The organism is Amycolatopsis sp. NPDC031561, from assembly GCF_055580625.1.
Genome location: NZ_JBVILA010000055.1, coordinates 1 through 17,462 on the forward strand (window position 1 = coordinate 1; position 17,462 = coordinate 17,462).

The window sequence follows — 17,462 nt, forward strand, 5'->3', positions numbered from 1 at the left end:
CCCCCCCCCCCCCCCCCCCCCCCCCCCCCCCCCCCCCCCCCCCCCCCCCCCCCCCCCCCCCCCCCCCCCCCCCCCCCCCCCCCCCCCCCCCCCCGGCGCCCTGCCCGTCCCTCTTCCTCCACTGGAGAACACCATGGCCATCCTGACCGCCGCCGTCGTGCTCGTCGGTCTCCTTTGCGTGCTGGATCTGCTGCTCAGCTTCGGCATCATCCGGAGGCTGCGCGAGCAGAACGAAACCCTGAAGAACGTGCAACAGCAACGGGCCGCCATCGACCCGGAAATCGCGCTCCCCGCGGGTGCCAGCATCGGCACCTTCACGGCCGCCACGGTCGGCGGGGCCGATCTGTCCAATGCGGACATCGACGGCACTCGCGCGCTCGTCGGCTTCTTCGCGCCGGCGTGCGAGCCCTGCAAGGAGCGGATGCCCCAGTTCATCGAGTACGCCACCCGGTTCGACGGCAAGGTGATCGCGATCGCCTCCGGGACAGAAGAGGAGACGGCGGACATGGTGGTCCGGCTCGGCGAAGTCGCCGACGTGATCCGCGAGGCCGACGGCGGTGTCGTGCACCAGGCCTTCGGTGCCTCCGGATATCCCGCGCTGTGCCTGGTCGACGGCGACCGGACCGTACTGGCCAGCGGGTGGGAGATGTCGGCACTGCCGGTGCCGGCCGCACTGTGAACACCTCGCTCGGCGCCCGCCGGGTCCTGAGCCTGCTGACGGCGGCGGTCCGCCTCACCCGGCAGGCCGCCCCGGTGGGCACGCCGCTGTACATGGTGCTTTCGCTGCTCGGCGGTGTCGTGCCGCTCGCGACCGCGTGGAGCACCAAGGTCCTGCTCGACGGGCTGGCGGCGGGCGAGGCCTGGCTGTCGCTGCTCCCGTGGGCGGTCGCGCTGGCTGTCGCCGGGCTGCTGGCGGGACTGCTCCCGGTCGTGACCGAGTACCTGAAGCAGCGGCTGGACCGCTCGGTCGCCGTCGTGACGATGGACCGGCTCTACCGCGCCATGGGGAGGCTGGCCGGGATCGCGAGGATGGAGGACCCGCGCTTCCGCGACAAACTCCGTCTCGCCCAGCAGACCGGCCGCAGCGGGCCCGGCCAGCTGGTCGACGACGGGCTCGGTTCGCTCCAGTCGGTGATCACGCTGGCCGGATTCCTCGGGACCTTGCTCGTGATCAACCCGGGGATGGCGGCGATCGTGCTGGCCGCGGCCGTGCCGGCTTTGCTCGCCCATCTGCGGCTGAGCCGGGCGCGGGCGCGGGTGATGTGGTCGATCGCGCCCACCGAACGACGCGAAGTGTTCTACGCCGATCTGCTGGCGAGCCTGGACGCCGCGAAGGAACTGCGGCTGCTGGGACTCGGCGACCTCTTCCGGCGGCGGATGCTCGTCGAGCTCACCGCCGCGCACGCCGTCGTCGAAGGTCAGGACCGCCGCGACGCGCGGATGCAGGGCCTGCTGGCCGGGCTGACCGCGGCGGTCTCGGCCGGTGGCCTGATCTGGGCGGTGTGGCTGGCCGCCACCGGCAAGCTCTCGCTCGGCGACATCGCCATCTTCGTGGCGTCGGTCGGCGGGGTGCAGTCCGCTTTGCAGAGCCTCGTTTCCCGGCTGGCGTCGGCGCATCATTCGACGCTGCTGTTCGACCACTACGAGGAGATCGAGTCGCAGGGACCGGACCTCGCCATCCCGGCCGAACCCCGGCAGCTGCCGGGGCTGCGTTCGGGTATCGAGCTGCGCGACGTCTGGTTCCGCTACGCCGAAGACCAGCCCTGGGTGCTGCGCGGGGTGAACCTGACCATCCCGCACGGACGGTCGCTGGCACTGGTCGGGCTGAACGGTGCCGGGAAGTCGACGATGGTCAAGCTGCTGTGCCGGTTCTACGACCCGGAGCGCGGCGCGATCCTCTGGGACGGTGTGGATCTGCGCGACGTTCCGGTCGAGGATCTGCGCGCGCGGATCGGCGCGGTCTTCCAGGACTACATGTGTTACGACCTCACCGCCGCGGAGAACATCGGTCTCGGTGACGTGTCCTGTCTGGAGGATCGCGAGCGCGTGACCGCGGCGGCGCAACGCGCTGGTGCCCACGACATCGTGGCCGGGCTTCCGCGCGGTTACGACACTTTGCTGTCCAGGATGTTCTTCGACGAAGCGGATCGCGAGGACCCGGAGACCGGTGTCCTGCTCTCGGGCGGCCAGTGGCAGCGGCTCGCGCTGGCGCGGGCGTTCCTGCGGGACCGGCGGGATCTCATGATCCTGGACGAACCGAGTTCGGGCCTCGACGCGGAGGCCGAGCACGAGGTGCACAGCAGTCTCCGGCGGCATCGGGAAGGCGCGACCAGCGTGCTGATCTCGCACCGCCTCGGCGCGGTCCGGGACGCCGCCGTGATCGCTGTCCTCGCCGAGGGCCGGGTCGCGGAACTCGGCTCGCACGACGAACTGATCGCTTCGGGCGGGAAGTACGCGCGGCTGTTCCGCCTCCAGGCTTCGGGCTACGACGAGGTGGTGTCCCGATGACGTATGTGGTGCTCGCGGCGGTCATGGTGGTGGTCGCCGTCGTCGGGTGGCTGGTCACGCTGCGCCGACGGCTGATCGTGGTGACCGTACGCGGGGTGAGCATGGAGCCCACCTACTTCTCCGGCGACAGGCTGCTGGTGCGGCGATCGCGGCTGGAGCGGGTGCGCACCGGGCAGGTCGTCGTCGTGCAGGGCGGGCCGGGCAAACCCGGCGATCCCACCGCCGGACGACTGGTGAAACGCGCGGTCGCGGTGCCGGGCGACCCGGTGCCGTCGCAGATCCCGGTACCCGGCACGGTCGTCCCGGCGGGGAATCTGCTGGTGCTCGGGGACAACCCCGCGCGCAGCAACGATTCCCGGCGGCTCGGCTACATCCCGGAGGACGCGCTGATCGGCGTCGTGCTCCGGCCGATCGGTCAGAGGTGAGTCATGACGTACGTCGCCGTGTTCGCGATGGTCCTTTGTGGACTTGTCCTGCTGGTGTCCGCGGTCAGCAAGGTCCGGGGTAGAGCCGCCTACGCGGAGTTCGTGGCGTCGGTGCCCGCGTTCGGGATCCCGGCGCGCTGGACGCGGCCGTTCGCCGGGGCGACCCTGGCGGCGGAGTTCGCGATCGCGGCTTCGCTGCTGCCCGCCGCCGCTCTGCCCGCGACCGGCGCCGGCCGATGGCCCGCGCTGACCGGGCTGGTACTCGCGGCCGGGCTGTTCGGGGTGCTGACCGTGGCGGTGTGGCGGGCGGTGGCGCGCCGGACCGGTGCGGTGTGCCGCTGTTTCGGTCCGGCGCGCACGGTGCTCGCACCCCGGCACGTGGTGCGCAACGCGCTCCTGCTGCTGGTCGCGCTGGCCGGTGCCGCCGCGATGCCCGGTGCGGACGGCGCGGATCCGGCGGCCGTTGCCCTCGCCGCCGCCGTGGGCGCGGTGGGCGCGGTGGCGGTGGTGCGGTTCGAGGATCTGGCTGAGTTGTTCGCGGGGCCGGTCCCGGACGCGCGGTGAGGCTCAGGCCGCGAAGACCTGCGAGTCGTCGGCGAACGCCTTGAACTCCAAAGCGTTGCCCGCCGGGTCCAGCAGGAACATCGTCCACTGTTCGCCGGTCTGGCCTTCGAACCGGACGTAGGGCTCGATGACGAACGTGGTGTTCGCGGCGCGCAGCCGGTCCGCGAGCTTCCCGAACTCCGGCACGGTGAGGATCAGGCCGAAGTGGGGGACGGGCACGTCGTGGCCGTCGACCGGGTTGTGGATCCGCTGCGGCCGCTCCGGGGCGACATGCGTGACGAACTGGTGCCCGTGGAGGTTCCAGTCGATCCAGGTGTCGGAGCTGCGGCCTTGTTCGAGACCGAGGACTTCGCCGTAGAAGGTGCGCGCGGCGTTGAGGTCGTCGACCGGCATGGCGAGGTGGAAGCGCGGGATGGGGGAGTCGAGGATAGTCATGTCTGAATGTTAACATTAGGACAAGACGGCTGCCGCTACGATCGGGCCTTCCGAGGGAGGATGACGATGAGCGAACCCGGCCGGGTGGTGCCCGCCCGCCGCAGAGGGCTGGCGGACGAGGTCGCCGACAGGGTCAGGGACGCCATTTTCGGCGGCGCCTACCCGCCCGGCGCGCAGCTGCGCGAGGTGGAGCTCTCGGAAGCGCTGGGCGTCAGCCGCGGTCCGGTGCGCGAGGCGCTGCTCAAACTGGAGCGCGAGGGGCTGGTCCGTAGCGAATGGCATCGCGGCGCCCTCGTCACGACGCTGTCCGATGTGGACGTCGCCGAACTCGACAGCCTCCGTTCGGCGCTGGAACAGCTGGCCGTGCGGCTGGTGGTCGCTTCCGCGCCGGACGCGGACCTGGACGCGATCGACGAGGTCGTCGAGCGGATGGACCGGGCGCGCGACGAGCACGAGATGGTGCGCTGCGACATCGACTTCCACGACGCGGTCTACGCGGCTTCCGGGCATCGGCGGCTCATCGAGGCGTGGCAGGCCATCCGGTCGCAGGTGCACCTGTTCCTGCTGACCCGGATCGGCGTGAACGCCGAGGGTTACCTCGCGAGCATCCCGGCGGAGCATCGGCTGCTGGCGTCGGCTCTTCGCGCGCGCGACGGTGAGAAGGCCCTCGAACTCTTCGCCGCGCACCGCGGGCAGGCTCTCGACGTGCTCACCGGGAAGTGAAGGTCATGGCGCGGGGTGGCCCGCGTCTGCCATGATCGCTCACGAGAAGCGGGGCTGACCTGGTAATCGCTCACGGGCGATCGCTCGGCACGAATTGACGGCAAGGGACTTGACGGCGAGGTTTGTCAGGGCTTAACTCAAGCCCTGAAATAAGGCGTGTCCCGTGTCACAGGCGCGGATGCGACTTGGCCACTCACCCCGAGGACCATCGATGCGAATCGGAAAGATCGCTCCCGCGCTCGTGCTGGCGCTGGCGGCCGCCGCCACGACGGCGTGCGGCGGCGGCGACACGTCGTCCAGTGCCCCCAAGGAGCTCGTGTACTGGGCCTCCAACCAGGGCACCAGTCTCGACAACGACAAGGCGGTCCTGCAGCCCGAACTCGACAAGTTCGAGAAGGCTTCCGGGATCAAGGTCAAGCTCGAGGTCGTCCCGTGGACGGATCTGCTCAACCGGATCCTCGCGGCCACGACCTCCGGCAAGGGACCGGACGTGCTCAACATCGGCAACACCTGGTCGGCCTCGCTCCAGGCGACCGGAGCGTTCCTGCCGTTCGATGACGCCGCGCTGGAGAAGGTCGGTGGCAAGTCGCGCTTCGTCGGCCCGTCGCTGGCGGCCACCGGGGCGAGCGGCCAGCCGCCGGTCGGCGTACCGCTCTACGGCCAGGCGTACGGCCTCTACTACAACAAGAAGCTCTTCGCCGAGGCCGGCATCACCAAGCCGCCGGCCACCTGGGAAGAACTCGTCGAGGACGGCAAGAAGCTCACCAAACCCGACAAGGACCAGTGGGGCCTGTCGCTCCAGGCGGGCCAGGTCACCGAGAACAGCCACCACGCGGCGATCCTCGGAGCCCAGCAGGGCGCGCAGTTCTTCACCCCCGAGGGCAAGCCGCAACTGGCCTCGGACCCGTCGGTCGCGGCCGTGCGGCAGTTCGTCGACCTGATGCAGAAGGACAAGATCGTCAACCCGTCCAACGCCGAGTACGCCGACACCGCCAAGTCCCTCAAGGACCTGTCGGACGGCAAGGCCGCGATGTTCATGAACCAGGCCTCCGCCGGCTCGTTCAAGAACATCGGGATGGACATGGCCAACCTCGGTGTCGCGCCGATCCCGCTGCCCGCCGCCGCGCCGCCGAACGGCCGGAAGGTCACCAGCTTCGTCGCGGGGATCAACATGTCGGTGTTCAAGAACACCAAGAACCCCGACGCCGCACTGGACTTCGTGAAGTTCATGGTCTCGGCGCCGGAGCAGGCACTGCTCAACAAGACCTACGGGTCGCTGCCGACCGTCCAGGACGCCTACAGCGACGCGGCGTTCCAGACCGAGGACGTCAAGGTCTTCCAGAGCGTGCTCGCGAACTCGGCCGAGCCGATGCCGCAGGTCCCGCAGGAGTCGCAGTTCGAAACCCTGATCGGCACCGCGATGAAGGCGATGTTCGCCGACGTCGCCGCGGGCAAACCGGTCGACGGCGCCAAGATCCGGGACCAGCTGAACCAGGCGGACCAGCAGATCGCGGCCGGTAGTTGATGCCGACCGCTCTCGACGACGCCCCGGCCGTGAAAGCGGCCGGGGCGCCAGGACCCGGGCGCGTCCGGCGCAAGCGGCGCCGGGTCGCGCTGCCGTATCTGCTCCTGCTCCCCGCGATCCTGCTCGAACTGCTCGTCCATCTGATCCCGATGATCGCCGGGCTCGTGATGAGCTTCTTCAAGCTGACGCAGTTCTACATCCGGGACTTCTCGTCCGCCCCGGCGGCGGGACTGGACAACTACAAGTTCGTCCTGGACTTCAACTCCGCGGCGGGGAAGTCGCTGCTCGGCTCGTTCTGGATCAGCGTCCTCTACACCGTCCTCTCGGTCGGGTTCTGCTGGCTCTTCGGGACCTCGGCCGCCGTGCTGATGCAGAAGAACTTCCGGGGCCGCGGCGTGCTCCGCACCCTGTTCCTGGTGCCCTACGCGCTGCCGATGTACGCCGCGGTGATCACCTGGTCGTTCATGTTCCAGCGCGACACCGGCCTGGTGAACAGCCTGCTGGGCACCGATTCCTTCTGGCTCATCGGGGACAACAGCTTCTGGTCGCTGGTGGTCGTTTCGGTCTGGCGCAATTGGCCTTTCGCGTTCCTGATCGTGATGGCCGGGCTGCAGAACATCCCCGGCGAACTGTACGAGGCGGCGGCGATCGACGGCGCGGGCTGGTGGCGGCAGTTCCAGGCGATCACCCAGCCGATGCTGCGCCCGGTCAACCAGGTTCTCCTGCTGGTGCTGTTCCTGTGGACCTTCAACGACTTCAACACGCCGTATGTCCTTTTCGGAGCGTCCGCGCCGAAGGAGGCGTCGTTGATCTCGATCCACATCTACCAGAGCTCCTTCGTGACCTGGAACTTCGGCCTCGGCTCGGCGATGTCGGTGCTGTTGCTGCTGTTCCTCCTGATCGTCAGCACCGTCTACCTGGGACTGACCGCGCGGAGGAGGAACGCCGTTGTCTGAGCCTCGCTGGCTCCCGTGGGCCCGCCGATTCGTCCTCGGCTTCCTCGCCCTGTTCACCCTGGTGCCGCTCTACGCGATGGTTTCGTCGTCGCTCAAGCCGCTGGGGGACGTGCAGGGCAAGTGGGAATGGTTCCCGTCGACGGTGACCATCCAGCCGTTCTTCGACATCTGGGAGACCATCCCGCTCGCCGAGTACTTCGTGAACAGCCTGATCATCTCCGGTTCGGCGGCGATCCTCTCGGTGGTGATCGCGATCTTCGCCGCCTACGCCCTGAGCCGTTTCCGTTTCCGTGGCAAGAACTTCTTCAAGATGACCGTATTGTCCACGCAGATGTTCCCCGGCATCCTGTTCCTGCTGCCGCTGTTCCTCATCTTCGTCAACATCGGCAACACCACCGGCATCGTCCTGTACGGCTCCCGGCTCGGGCTGATCATCACCTACCTGACCTTCTCGCTGCCGTTCGCCATCTGGATGCTCGCCGGCTACATCGACTCGATCCCGAAGGAACTCGACGAGGCCGCGATGGTCGACGGCACCGGGCCGCTCGGCGCGCTGATCCGGGTGGTCATCCCGGCCGCCACCCCGGGCATCGTCGCGGTGGGGATCTACTCGTTCATGACGGCCTGGGGCGAGGTCCTGTTCGCGTCGGTGATGACCGACTCGGGCACGCGGACCCTCGCCGTCGGGCTCCAGGAGTACTCCACCCAGGTCCAGGTGTACTGGAACCAGGTCATGGCCGCCTCCTTGATCGTGTCCGTCCCGGTCGTCGCCGGATTCCTGCTGCTGCAGCGCTATCTCGTCGCCGGTCTCACCGCCGGCGCCGTCAAATGACTCGCATCGCCGAAGAGAGGTCTGCCTTGAATCTGCACCTGCCCGCCGATTTCCTGTGGGGTGCGGCCACCGCCTCGTACCAGGTCGAGGGTGCCGTCGACGCCGACGGCCGCCTCCCGTCCATCTGGGACGACTTCGTCCGGGTCCCGGGTGCCGTCGTGAACGGCGACACCGCCGACGTCGCCTGCGATCACTACCGGCGCTGGCCGGAAGATCTCGACATCATGAAGCAGCTGGGCCTGGACGCCTACCGCTTCTCGGTCGCTTGGCCGCGGGTGATCCCCACCGGGCGAGGCGAGGTCAACGCGGCAGGGCTGGACTTCTACGACCGGCTGGTCGACGCGCTGCTCGAAGCCGGGATCCGGCCGTTCGCCACGCTGTTCCACTGGGACCTGCCCTCGGCACTGCAGGCGACCGGCGGCTGGCCCGAGCGCGACACGGCCTACGCCTACGCCGAGTACGCGGCCGTCGTCGCGGCCCGGCTCGGTGACCGGGTCAAGGACTGGAACACCGTCAACGAGCCGCTGTGCTCGGCCTGGCTCGGCTACCTCGAAGGGCGCTTCGCCCCCGGGATCAAGGACCTCAAGCAGGCCATCCACGCCTCCCACCACCTCCTGCTCGCGCACGGCCTCGGCGTGCAGGCGATCACCGCGAACGCCGCCGAGCCCGCCAACGTCGGCCTGGTGGTCAACCTCAGCGGCATCGAGCCCGCGTCGGACGCGACCGAGGACGTCGAGGCGGCGGCCCGGATGGACGGGCACGTCAACCGCTGGTGGCTCGACCCGTCGAACGGGCGCGGCTACCCGGCGGACATGATCGAGGTCTACGGCGTCGAGCCGCCCGTGGTGGGCGACGACCTCGAGGTGATCTCGACCCCGGTCGGATACCACGGGCTGAACTACTACTTCCGCCAGATCGTCGAGGACGACCCGAACGGCCCCGCGCCCCGCGCCCGGCAGGTGCCCGTCGAGGGGGCCGCCACCACCGCGATGGGCTGGGAGATCCACGGTCAAGGGCTCGCGGACCTGATCCACCGGCTCGCCAACGAATACGGCGCCCGCGCCATCTACGTGACCGAGAGCGGAGCCGCCTTCGACGACAAGGTCGCCGAGGACGGTTCGATCGACGACGCCGACCGCATCGCATACCTGGAGGAACACCTGGGCGCGGTGGCCGGGGCGGCCGAAGCGGGCGCGCCGGTGAAGGGCTACTTCGCGTGGTCGCTGCTCGACAACTTCGAATGGGACAGCGGGCTGAGCAAACGGTTCGGGCTCGTGCGGGTCGACTACGACACGCAGGTCCGGACGGTGAAGGCGAGCGGGCACCGGTACGCGGAGATCATCGCCGAACACCACGGCCGGTAGCTGAGACGCGCAACCCCCGGATGCAATGAAGGGGACGATGCTGCTCCCGCTGTTCCCAATGTCGCATTTGAGTCGCTGAGCGTCCCAGATGCGACATTGGGAACCCGAACCCGGGCCGGTAGCGGTTCGTGTGGGCGGATGGACCCAGGGGCCCGGATTCGTCGCGCGGTACGAACGGCCGGTCCGCGAAACCTCCTAGGGTCGCCATGAACGAGGCGATCCTAGGAGGCGAAGTATGCGGACACTCTTGCGTGGCGGTCGTGTCATCGATCCGGCGACGGGATTCGACGGTACGGCCGACGTGCTGGTATCCGACGGGGTGGTGGCCGCCGTCGGGGAAGGTTTGACCGCGGAGCCCGGCGACGTGGAGATCGACGTCTCCGGGCTCGTCGTGGGACCGGGTTTCATCGACCTGCACAGCCACGTGCACACCATCGCGGGCCAGCGGCTGCAGGCGATGGACGGGGTGACGACCGCGCTCGACCTCGAAGCCGGTCTGATGCCGATCGAGCGGGCCTACGCCGAGGCTGCCGCGGCGGGACGTCCGCTGCACTACGGGTTCTCCGCGTCCTGGGGCGCCGCGCGAGCGCAGGTGCTCGCCGGGATCGAGCCGGACGCGAACATCGACAGCGGGCTGGCGGTGCTCGGAAACCCGGCCTGGCAACGGTCTTCCTCGCCGAAGGAGCTGGCGGCCTGGCTGTCCCTTGTGGACGGTGAGCTGGCCGCGGGCGCGCTCGGCGTCGGTGTGCTCCTCGGCTACGCGCCCGGCACCGACCCCGGTGAGTTCCTCGCGCTGGCCCGGCTCGCCAAGGAGGCCGGGGCGCCGACGTACACGCACGTCCGTGAACTGGTCGAGGTGGATCCGGCGACGCCCATCGACGGTTCCGAGGAGATCGCGATCGTCGCGGCCGAGACCGGCGCCGCGATGCACCATTGCCACGTGAACAGCACGTCCGGCCACCAGATCGACAGGGTGCTGGCGGCGCTCGAAGCGGGCCGGGCGGCCGGGTCTCGGGTGACCGTAGAGGCCTATCCGTACGGGGCGGGCAGCACGGGGATCGGCGCGGCCTTCCTTTCGCCCGAGCGCCTCAAGATGAAGGGGCTTTCGCCGTCCAGCGTGATCATGCTGGAGTCGGGGGAGCGCATCGCCGACGAAGGCCGCCTGCTCCAGGTCCGCGAACAGGACCCGGGTGCGCCGTGCATCCTGGAGTTCCTCGACGAGAGCAGCGCGCACGACCTCGGCCTGCTGCACCAGGCGCTCGCGTTCCCCGACGCCATCGTCGCCAGTGACGCCCTGCCCGTGTACTGGAAGAACGGCACCAGCGAGAGCACCGAATGGCCGTTGCCGCCCGGCGGTGCGACGCATCCGCGCACGTCCGGGACCTACGCCAAGACGCTGCGCCTGATGGTGCGCGAGAGCCGGGCGTGGACCTGGCTGGAGGCGTTCCGGCGCTGCTCGTACCTGCCGGCGCGTGTCCTCGACGAGGTCGCCCCCGGGGCACTGGCCAAGGGCAGGCTCAACGTGGGCGCCGATGCCGACATCGTCGTCATCGACCCGGAGACCGTCACCGACGCCGCGACCTACTTCGACTCGACGAGGCCCTCGGTCGGCGTCCGGCATCTGTTCGTCTCCGGTGTTCCCGTGGTCAGCGACGGCGAACTGCGCACGGACGCGTTCCCCGGCAAGCCGCTGCGGGGTGAGCCGCGATGAGCGAACTGCTCGCCGACATCGAAACCCTCGTCCGCTGCGAGTCCCCGTCGTCGGATCACGAAGCGGTGGCCCGCAGTGCCGAAGTGGTGGCCGGCCTGGGCCGCAGGCTGCTCGGGGTGGAGCCGGAGCGGATCGTGGTCGACGGCGTCACCCACCTGCGCTGGCGATTCGGTGACGGGCCGTCTCGCGTGCTGCTGCTCGGTCATCACGACACGGTGTGGCCGCACGGTTCGCTCGAGACACACCCGTTCTCCGTGCGGGACGGCGTGTTGCGCGGCCCCGGCTGCTTCGACATGAAGGCCGGGGTGGTGATGGCGCTGCACGCCGCCGCCGAGGTCCCCGATCGTGCCGGACTGTCCATTTTGGTCACCGGCGACGAGGAGATCGGCTCGCCGTCGTCCCGCGCGCTGATCGAGGAAACGGCCGCGGGCTGTGACGCGGCGTTCGTGCTGGAGGCGTCGGCCGACGGCGGGGCGCTGAAATGCCGCCGCAAAGGCGTTTCCCATTACCGGGTCGAGGTGATCGGCCGTGCCGCGCACGCCGGGCTCGAACCGGAGAAGGGGATCAACGCGGGGATCGAGATCGCGCACCAGATCCTCGCGGTGGCCGCGATCGCCGATCCGGGTGCCGGGACCAGCGTGACCCCCACCGTCGTCTCGGCGGGAACGACGGTCAACACCGTTCCCGCGGCCGCGAGCGTGGCCGTCGACGTCCGAGTGTGGAACGAGGCCGAGCAACTCCGCGTCGATCACGCCATGCGGGAGCTCCGTCCGGTCCTGGAGGGCGCGGAGGTTCGCGTGACGGGCGGGATCAACCGGCCGCCGCTCGAGGAAAGCTCGTCGGCGGGATTGTTCGAGCTGGCCCGGGAATTGTCGGGCGAACTCGGTCTCGGCGAGCTCACCTCCGCGTCGGTCGGCGGTGCCTCGGACGGTAATTACACCGCCGGGATGGGGGTACCCACGTTGGACGGCCTCGGTGCCGTCGGCGGCGGGGCGCACGCGGATCACGAACACGTCATCGTCGCGGAACTGCCGCGGCGCACCGCTTTGCTGGCCGCGCTGGTGGAAAACGTCCTCGCGAAGCGGGGTCCGTCGGGCGCGACGAATCCCGCCGGTGAATCTGGTACGGCACGACAGTGACTCGGCCGCCGCGCCGGGAAAGGATTGTCCCGTGACGAATCTTGCGACGAATACGGAAAGCCTGGCCACCCGGGAGGTGCGCGACGAAGCCGTCGCCGCCGCACGGGCCGCGGCCACGGCTTCGGGCGTCGAAATCCGCGAACTCACCGAAATCGCCGATCTGGCCGCGGTGGTCGGCCTGTTCGAGTCGATCTGGAAGTTCGCGCCCGGCGCCCGGCCGGTGAGCACGGAACTGCTCCGGGCGATGTCCACGGCCGGGAACTACGTCGCGGGGGCGTTCGATCACGGCGAACTCCTGGGGGCCTGCTTCGGTTTCTTCGGCAACCCGGGGAAAGCGAGCCTGCACAGCCACATCGCCGGGGTCGCGGACGCCGGCGCGGGCCGGGGGATCGGTGCCGCGCTCAAACTGCACCAGCGCGGCTGGGCACTGCTCCAGGACGTCTCGCTGATCACCTGGACCTTCGACCCGCTGGTACGGCGCAACGCCTACTTCAACCTGGGGAAACTCGGCGCGCGGCCGATCGGGTACCTGCCCGACTTCTACGGTCCGATGGAGGACGGCATCAACGGCTCGGGCGACACCGACCGGCTGATGGTCGGCTGGGACCTGACGAGCCCGGACGTCCGCGCCGCCGCCTCCGGCCGACCCGTCCTGATCGAGGCGGAGGCACTGGGCGTGACGAAGGCGCTGTCGGTCGACGCGGACGGCGGACCGAGCATCGGATCCACCGACGCGCAGACCGTGCTCGTCGCGGTCCCCCCGGACATCGAACGGTTACGCCGCACCGATCCCGGTCGCGGCAACGCGTGGCGTGTCGCCCTGCGCGAAGTCCTCGGCGGACTGATGGCGGACAACGCCAAGGTCGCCGGTTTCGATCGTGCCGGCTGGTACGTGATCTCGAAGGAGCAGTCGTGAAACTCAGCGGTGTGGAACTGCGCCGGGTCCGGATGCCGCTCGTGGCCCCGTTCCGGACGTCGTTCGGGACGCAGGCCGAACGAGAACTGCTGCTCGTCCGCGCGGTGACCCCGGCTGGCGAGGGCTGGGGTGAATGCGTCGCGATGGAGGCGCCGCTCTACTCGTCGGAATACAACGACGCCGCCGAGCACGTGCTGCGCAATCACCTGATCCCGGCCCTGCTGGCCGCCGAGGACTTGACCGCCTACAAGGTGACGCCGCTGCTGGCGAAGTTCAAGGGCCACCGGATGGCGAAGGCCGCGCTGGAGATGGCTGTCCTCGACGCCGAACTCCGTGCGCACGACCGGTCCTTCGCCGCCGAGCTCGGGTCCACTCGCGACTCGGTGGCCTGCGGAGTTTCGGTCGGCATCATGGACTCGATCCCGCAGCTGCTCGACGTCGTCGGTGGCTACCTCGACGAGGGTTATGTCCGCATCAAGCTGAAGATCGAACCCGGCTGGGACGTCGAGCCCGTACGCCAGGTGCGGGAGCGCTTCGGTGACGACGTGCTGCTGCAGGTCGACGCGAACACCGCGTACACCCTCGGCGACGCGCCGCTGCTGGCCAGGCTGGACCCGTTCGAACTCCTGCTGATCGAGCAGCCGCTCGAGGAGGAGGACGTGCTCGGCCACGCGGAACTGGCCAAGCGCATCCGGACCCCGATCTGCCTGGACGAGTCGATCGTTTCCGCGCGGGCGGCGGCGGACGCGATCAAGCTCGGCGCCTGCCAGATCGTCAACATCAAACCGGGCCGCGTCGGCGGCTACCTCGAAGCCCGCCGGGTGCACGACGTCTGCGCGGCGCACGGGGTCGCGGTGTGGTGTGGCGGGATGATCGAGACCGGCCTCGGCCGGGCCGCCAACGTCGCGCTCGCCTCGCTGCCCGGCTTCACGCTGCCGGGGGACACCTCGGCGTCCGGCCGGTTCTACCGCACGGACATCACCGAACCGTTCGTGCTGGACGCCGGTCATCTGCCGGTGCCGACCGGACCGGGTCTCGGCGTGACTCCGATTCCCGGCCTGCTGGACGAGGTCACCACGGAGAAAGCGTGGATCACTTCGTAGCGCGCCACGAAATCCGGGGTTAGATTTGGTCAGATCGAACCAAACGGTTCGGCGAGGCCGGGTTTAACTTCGGGGGGTGCTGACACCGGTGCCCAGCAAGCCACACCTGAGTTTGGGACGCGTCCTCGAGGACCTCGGGGACGTGCTCCTGGAGCCGGTCGCGGTCGGCCGGACCACCCGCAAGCAGCTGGGCGGGGTGGTCATCCACGATCCGCACGACGAGTCGGACTTTCCCGCCTCCGCCGTCGTGCTCGGCGTCGGGGTGCGGGAGCCCGACGAGATCGTCCGCCTCTTGCACGACGTGGGTGCGAGCGGCGCGGCGGCGCTCGTCGTCCGGTCTCCCGTCACCCCGACGCCGGAACTCAAACGCGCCGCGGACTCGTCCGGGGTCGCCCTGCTCGGGCTCGCGCGCGGTGCCTCCTGGGCCCAGCTCGCCGCCATGCTCAGGACCTTGCTCGCCGAGGGCGACGTCGGAGAGGTCTCGCCGCAGACCCTCGGCGGGATGCCGTCGGGTGATCTTTTCGCACTCGCCAACGCGGTCGCCGCGCTGCTGGACGCGCCGGTGACCATCGAAGACCGCAACTCGCGGGTCCTCGCGTTCTCCGGCCGCCAGGACGAAGCGGACCCGTCCCGCGTCGAGACCATCCTCGGCCGTCAGGTGCCGGAGCGGTTCACCCGCGGCCTGGAGCGGGACGGCGTCTTCGAGAAGCTGTACCGTGACCACACGCCCGTCTTCGTCGACCCGCAACGGTACGACGACAACGAGATCGCGATCCCACGCGTGGCGCTCGCCGTCCGCGCCGGCGACGAGGTGCTCGGGTCGATCTGGGCGGCGGTCCGGGAACCGCTCAGCGAGGAGCGGACCCAGGCGTTCATCGACGCCGCCAAACTGGTCGCGTTGCACATGCTCCGGTTGCGCGCGGGCGCCGACGTCGAACGACGGCTGCGGGCGGAGCTGGTGAGCACGGCGCTCGAAGGCGGCACCGGGGCACCGGAGGCCATCGCCCGGCTCGGTCTGCTCGGCCAGCCGTCGATCGTGCTCGCCATGGGCCTGCTCGGCACGCCCGCGCTGGAAGACGACCTCCGCCTCGTCGCGGAACGGCAGCGGGTCGCCGACGCGCTGGCCATGCACCTCAGCGCCGTCCAGCCGCGTTCGGCCGTCGCCCTCGTCGGCGACGTCGCTTACGGAATCGTCCCGATGCCCGGCAGTCACGACGACTGCCAGGAACGTTCGATACGGGTCGCGTCGACCTTCCTGGAACGCACCGGCCGACGCGCGGCGGCCGCGATCGGCATCGGACCGCTCGCACTCGACGGTTCCGGTCTGCGCGCCTCACGCGACGGCGCGGACAGGGCGTTGCGCGTCCTGCTCACCAACGCCCGCGCCAAACGCGTCGCGACCGCCGACGACGTCCACGTCGACGCGCTCATGCTGGAACTGGCCGATCTCGCCGCGGCGAGGGGAGACGTGGCGACAGGACCCGTCGCGCGGCTGCTCGCCTACGACGCCCAACACCAGTCACAGCTGGTGCACACCCTCCGGTGCTGGCTGGACGCCTTCGGTGACATCGGCGCCGCGTCAGCCGCGGCCTACGTCCACCCCAACACCTTCCGGTACCGCTTGCGGCGGCTCGCCGAGGTCGGCGAGATCGACCTCGACGACGCGGGGGAGCGGTTCGCCGCCATGCTGCAACTGCGGCTGCTGCCCCGCGACGCGCGGACCGGACCGCCCGCCGTCGACGACTCCTGACCGCCGCGCGGGTTGGTCTCCCCGGCCCGAAACGGCGGCGGATGTTCGTCTGATCGCACGAACTCCGCTCGCCGAACGCGTTTCAGAATGAGTGATCGGCGCCACGCTCGCGTCGTTCTTCTTCTCTCCCAACGTTTCCGCGGAGGCGCCATGACGGCAGTGGTCAACGAGGACACCTGGACAGCGCGGCGGATCAACCGGACGGCACTCATCACCATGGTGGTGATGGTCTGCGCCTGGGCGGTCGACTACATAGACCGGTTCTCGATCGGGATGGCGCTGCCGATGATCGGCGCCGAGTTCGACCTCAGCAAGACACAGCAGGGCTGGCTCGTGACCGTGTTCGCGCTGGTCTACATGGTCTGCCAGATCCCGGCGGGTTTCCTCGCCGACCGCTACGGCTCGCGGGGGCCGATGCTGGTGACACTGCTGGCCTGGTCGGCGTTCACCGCGATGACCGGGATGGCGGGCACCTTCGGCATGCTGCTGGTCATCCGTGGCCTTTTCGGTGTGTGCCAAGGACTTTTCCCGGCGGCCTCGTTCAAGGCCATCGCCGAACGCACCACTCCCGGCAACCGCGCGACGGTGACCGGCGTGATGCTGTCCGCCGGCGGGATCGGCGCGGGGCTCGCGCCGTTGATCGTCGGCCCGCTGCTGATGGCGGTCGGCTGGCGCCACACGTTCTTCTGGATGGCGGGGATCGGCGCGATCATCGGCGTGGCCGTCTGGACGATTCTGCCCAAGGCGCTGCCGAAGTCGCTGAGCAGCCTGCCGCGTACCGAGTCGGCGCCGCCCGAGGTGTCACGCAAACAGGTCTTGAAGTCCTTTGTGGTCTGGAAGTTCACCCTGCTGTTCTGCGTCACCAACATGCTGAACTACGGGATGATCACCTGGGTCCCCAGCTACCTGCTGGAGACGCGGGGCCTGTCGCTGAGCCAGACCGGTGTCCTGGCCGCGATCCCGATGCTGGTCAGCATCGGCACCACCATCCTCGGCGGCTGGCTGTTCGACCGCTACTTCCACGACCACGGCCGCTGGTATCTCAGCTCGATCGCGCTGGTCACCGTGGTGCTGCTGACGCTGATGGTGAACGCCGACAGCACGGTGGAGTTCACCGTCTACGAGACGCTGGCCCTCGCGGTGTTCGGCATGGCGACGATGGCCGTCTTCGGCCTGCCGCTGCGCGTGCTGCCCACGGCGGTCACCGGGATCGGCATGGGCGTGATGAACTTCGGCGGCCAGGTGGCCGGCGCGGTCGCCCCGGTGGCGATGGGCTGGCTCGCCGACACCTTCTCCTACACCGCGGCGTTCGGTTTCCTCATCGGCACCACGTTCCTCACCGCCTTGATGGCGTTCTGGGTGCCGCAGAACCCCGCGCAGTTCACCTTCTCCCCGGCGAGTCCCAGCACGGCCTCGTGAGTGGTAAGGGCGGTTCTATTGAGGGGAAGGTCGAACGTGTCGTGTTCGGGCGGGATGGGTGTTCGCGTGTGATCGGGCGGCGATCACCCGAG

Annotated in this window: 16 protein-coding genes; 15 read left to right on the forward strand and 1 reads right to left on the reverse strand. The window is 69.6% G+C overall.

All coding sequences use genetic code 11. The features are described from left to right. The first annotated feature begins 133 nt into the window (after window positions 1-133). From ACZ5IK_RS45050 to ACZ5IK_RS45065, 4 genes are read left to right on the forward strand one after another with little or no spacing between them, the layout of a single operon-like run. Complete coding sequence (locus ACZ5IK_RS45050; RefSeq protein WP_465493334.1) at window positions 134-679, forward strand: TlpA family protein disulfide reductase; 546 nt, start codon at window positions 134-136, stop codon at window positions 677-679. Beyond that, window positions 676-2,508: an ABC transporter ATP-binding protein gene (locus ACZ5IK_RS45055; protein ID WP_465493335.1), complete on the forward strand. Its 1,833-nt coding sequence runs from the start codon at window positions 676-678 to the stop codon at window positions 2,506-2,508. Before ACZ5IK_RS45050 ends, ACZ5IK_RS45055 begins: the two co-directional genes overlap by 4 nt. Further along, entirely contained in the window at window positions 2,505-2,933 is a 429-nt protein-coding gene (locus ACZ5IK_RS45060) for a S26 family signal peptidase (protein ID WP_465493336.1), read from the forward strand. Before ACZ5IK_RS45055 ends, ACZ5IK_RS45060 begins: the two co-directional genes overlap by 4 nt. A gap of 3 nt (window positions 2,934-2,936) precedes the next feature. Continuing rightward, complete coding sequence (locus ACZ5IK_RS45065; protein ID WP_465493337.1) at window positions 2,937-3,497, forward strand: MauE/DoxX family redox-associated membrane protein; 561 nt, start codon at window positions 2,937-2,939, stop codon at window positions 3,495-3,497. A 3-nt stretch (window positions 3,498-3,500) separates the two neighbouring features. On the opposite strand, the gene ACZ5IK_RS45070 is transcribed toward ACZ5IK_RS45065, so the two are convergent. Continuing rightward, window positions 3,501-3,932, reverse strand: coding sequence for a VOC family protein (locus tag ACZ5IK_RS45070; protein WP_465493338.1), 432 nt, complete (start codon window positions 3,930-3,932; stop codon window positions 3,501-3,503). Window positions 3,933-3,998: 66 nt separating this feature from the next. On the opposite strand from ACZ5IK_RS45070, the gene ACZ5IK_RS45075 reads away from it, so the two are divergent. The 11 genes from ACZ5IK_RS45075 (at window position 3,999) to ACZ5IK_RS45125 (ending at window position 17,370) form a co-directional block, all read left to right on the forward strand. Further along, entirely contained in the window at window positions 3,999-4,655 is a 657-nt protein-coding gene (locus tag ACZ5IK_RS45075; protein ID WP_465493339.1) for a GntR family transcriptional regulator, read from the forward strand. Between the two features lie 211 nt (window positions 4,656-4,866). Then, on the forward strand, window positions 4,867-6,180 hold the full coding sequence (locus ACZ5IK_RS45080) for an ABC transporter substrate-binding protein (RefSeq protein ID WP_465493340.1): 1,314 nt from the start codon (window positions 4,867-4,869) through the stop codon (window positions 6,178-6,180). Then, window positions 6,180-7,136 (forward strand): carbohydrate ABC transporter permease, encoded by a 957-nt coding sequence (locus tag ACZ5IK_RS45085; RefSeq protein WP_465493341.1) that lies wholly within the window; start codon window positions 6,180-6,182, stop codon window positions 7,134-7,136. The genes ACZ5IK_RS45080 and ACZ5IK_RS45085 overlap by 1 nt, the downstream gene beginning before the upstream one ends. Then, complete coding sequence (locus ACZ5IK_RS45090) at window positions 7,129-7,968, forward strand: carbohydrate ABC transporter permease (RefSeq protein ID WP_465493342.1); 840 nt, start codon at window positions 7,129-7,131, stop codon at window positions 7,966-7,968. Before ACZ5IK_RS45085 ends, ACZ5IK_RS45090 begins: the two co-directional genes overlap by 8 nt. A gap of 26 nt (window positions 7,969-7,994) precedes the next feature. Continuing rightward, window positions 7,995-9,332 (forward strand): GH1 family beta-glucosidase, encoded by a 1,338-nt coding sequence (locus tag ACZ5IK_RS45095; RefSeq protein WP_465493343.1) that lies wholly within the window; start codon window positions 7,995-7,997, stop codon window positions 9,330-9,332. Between the two features lie 235 nt (window positions 9,333-9,567). Next, a complete protein-coding gene (locus ACZ5IK_RS45100) occupies window positions 9,568-11,043 on the forward strand; it encodes an amidohydrolase family protein (RefSeq protein ID WP_465493344.1) in 1,476 nt (491 codons plus the stop codon). Then, window positions 11,040-12,182 (forward strand): M20 family metallopeptidase, encoded by a 1,143-nt coding sequence (locus ACZ5IK_RS45105; protein WP_465493345.1) that lies wholly within the window; start codon window positions 11,040-11,042, stop codon window positions 12,180-12,182. The genes ACZ5IK_RS45100 and ACZ5IK_RS45105 overlap by 4 nt, the downstream gene beginning before the upstream one ends. A 31-nt stretch (window positions 12,183-12,213) precedes the next feature. Next, the gene (locus tag ACZ5IK_RS45110) at window positions 12,214-13,098 is read left to right on the forward strand and encodes a GNAT family N-acetyltransferase (RefSeq protein ID WP_465493346.1); all 885 of its coding nucleotides are present in this window, start codon (window positions 12,214-12,216) and stop codon (window positions 13,096-13,098) included. After that, window positions 13,095-14,201: an o-succinylbenzoate synthase gene (gene menC / locus ACZ5IK_RS45115; protein ID WP_465493347.1), complete on the forward strand. Its 1,107-nt coding sequence runs from the start codon at window positions 13,095-13,097 to the stop codon at window positions 14,199-14,201. Before ACZ5IK_RS45110 ends, menC begins: the two co-directional genes overlap by 4 nt. 76 nt (window positions 14,202-14,277) lie before the next feature. Beyond that, on the forward strand, window positions 14,278-15,951 hold the full coding sequence (locus ACZ5IK_RS45120) for a PucR family transcriptional regulator (protein WP_465493348.1): 1,674 nt from the start codon (window positions 14,278-14,280) through the stop codon (window positions 15,949-15,951). 150 nt (window positions 15,952-16,101) lie between these two features. Further along, window positions 16,102-17,370, forward strand: coding sequence for an MFS transporter (locus tag ACZ5IK_RS45125; protein ID WP_465493349.1), 1,269 nt, complete (start codon window positions 16,102-16,104; stop codon window positions 17,368-17,370). Window positions 17,371-17,462 lie beyond the last annotated feature (92 nt).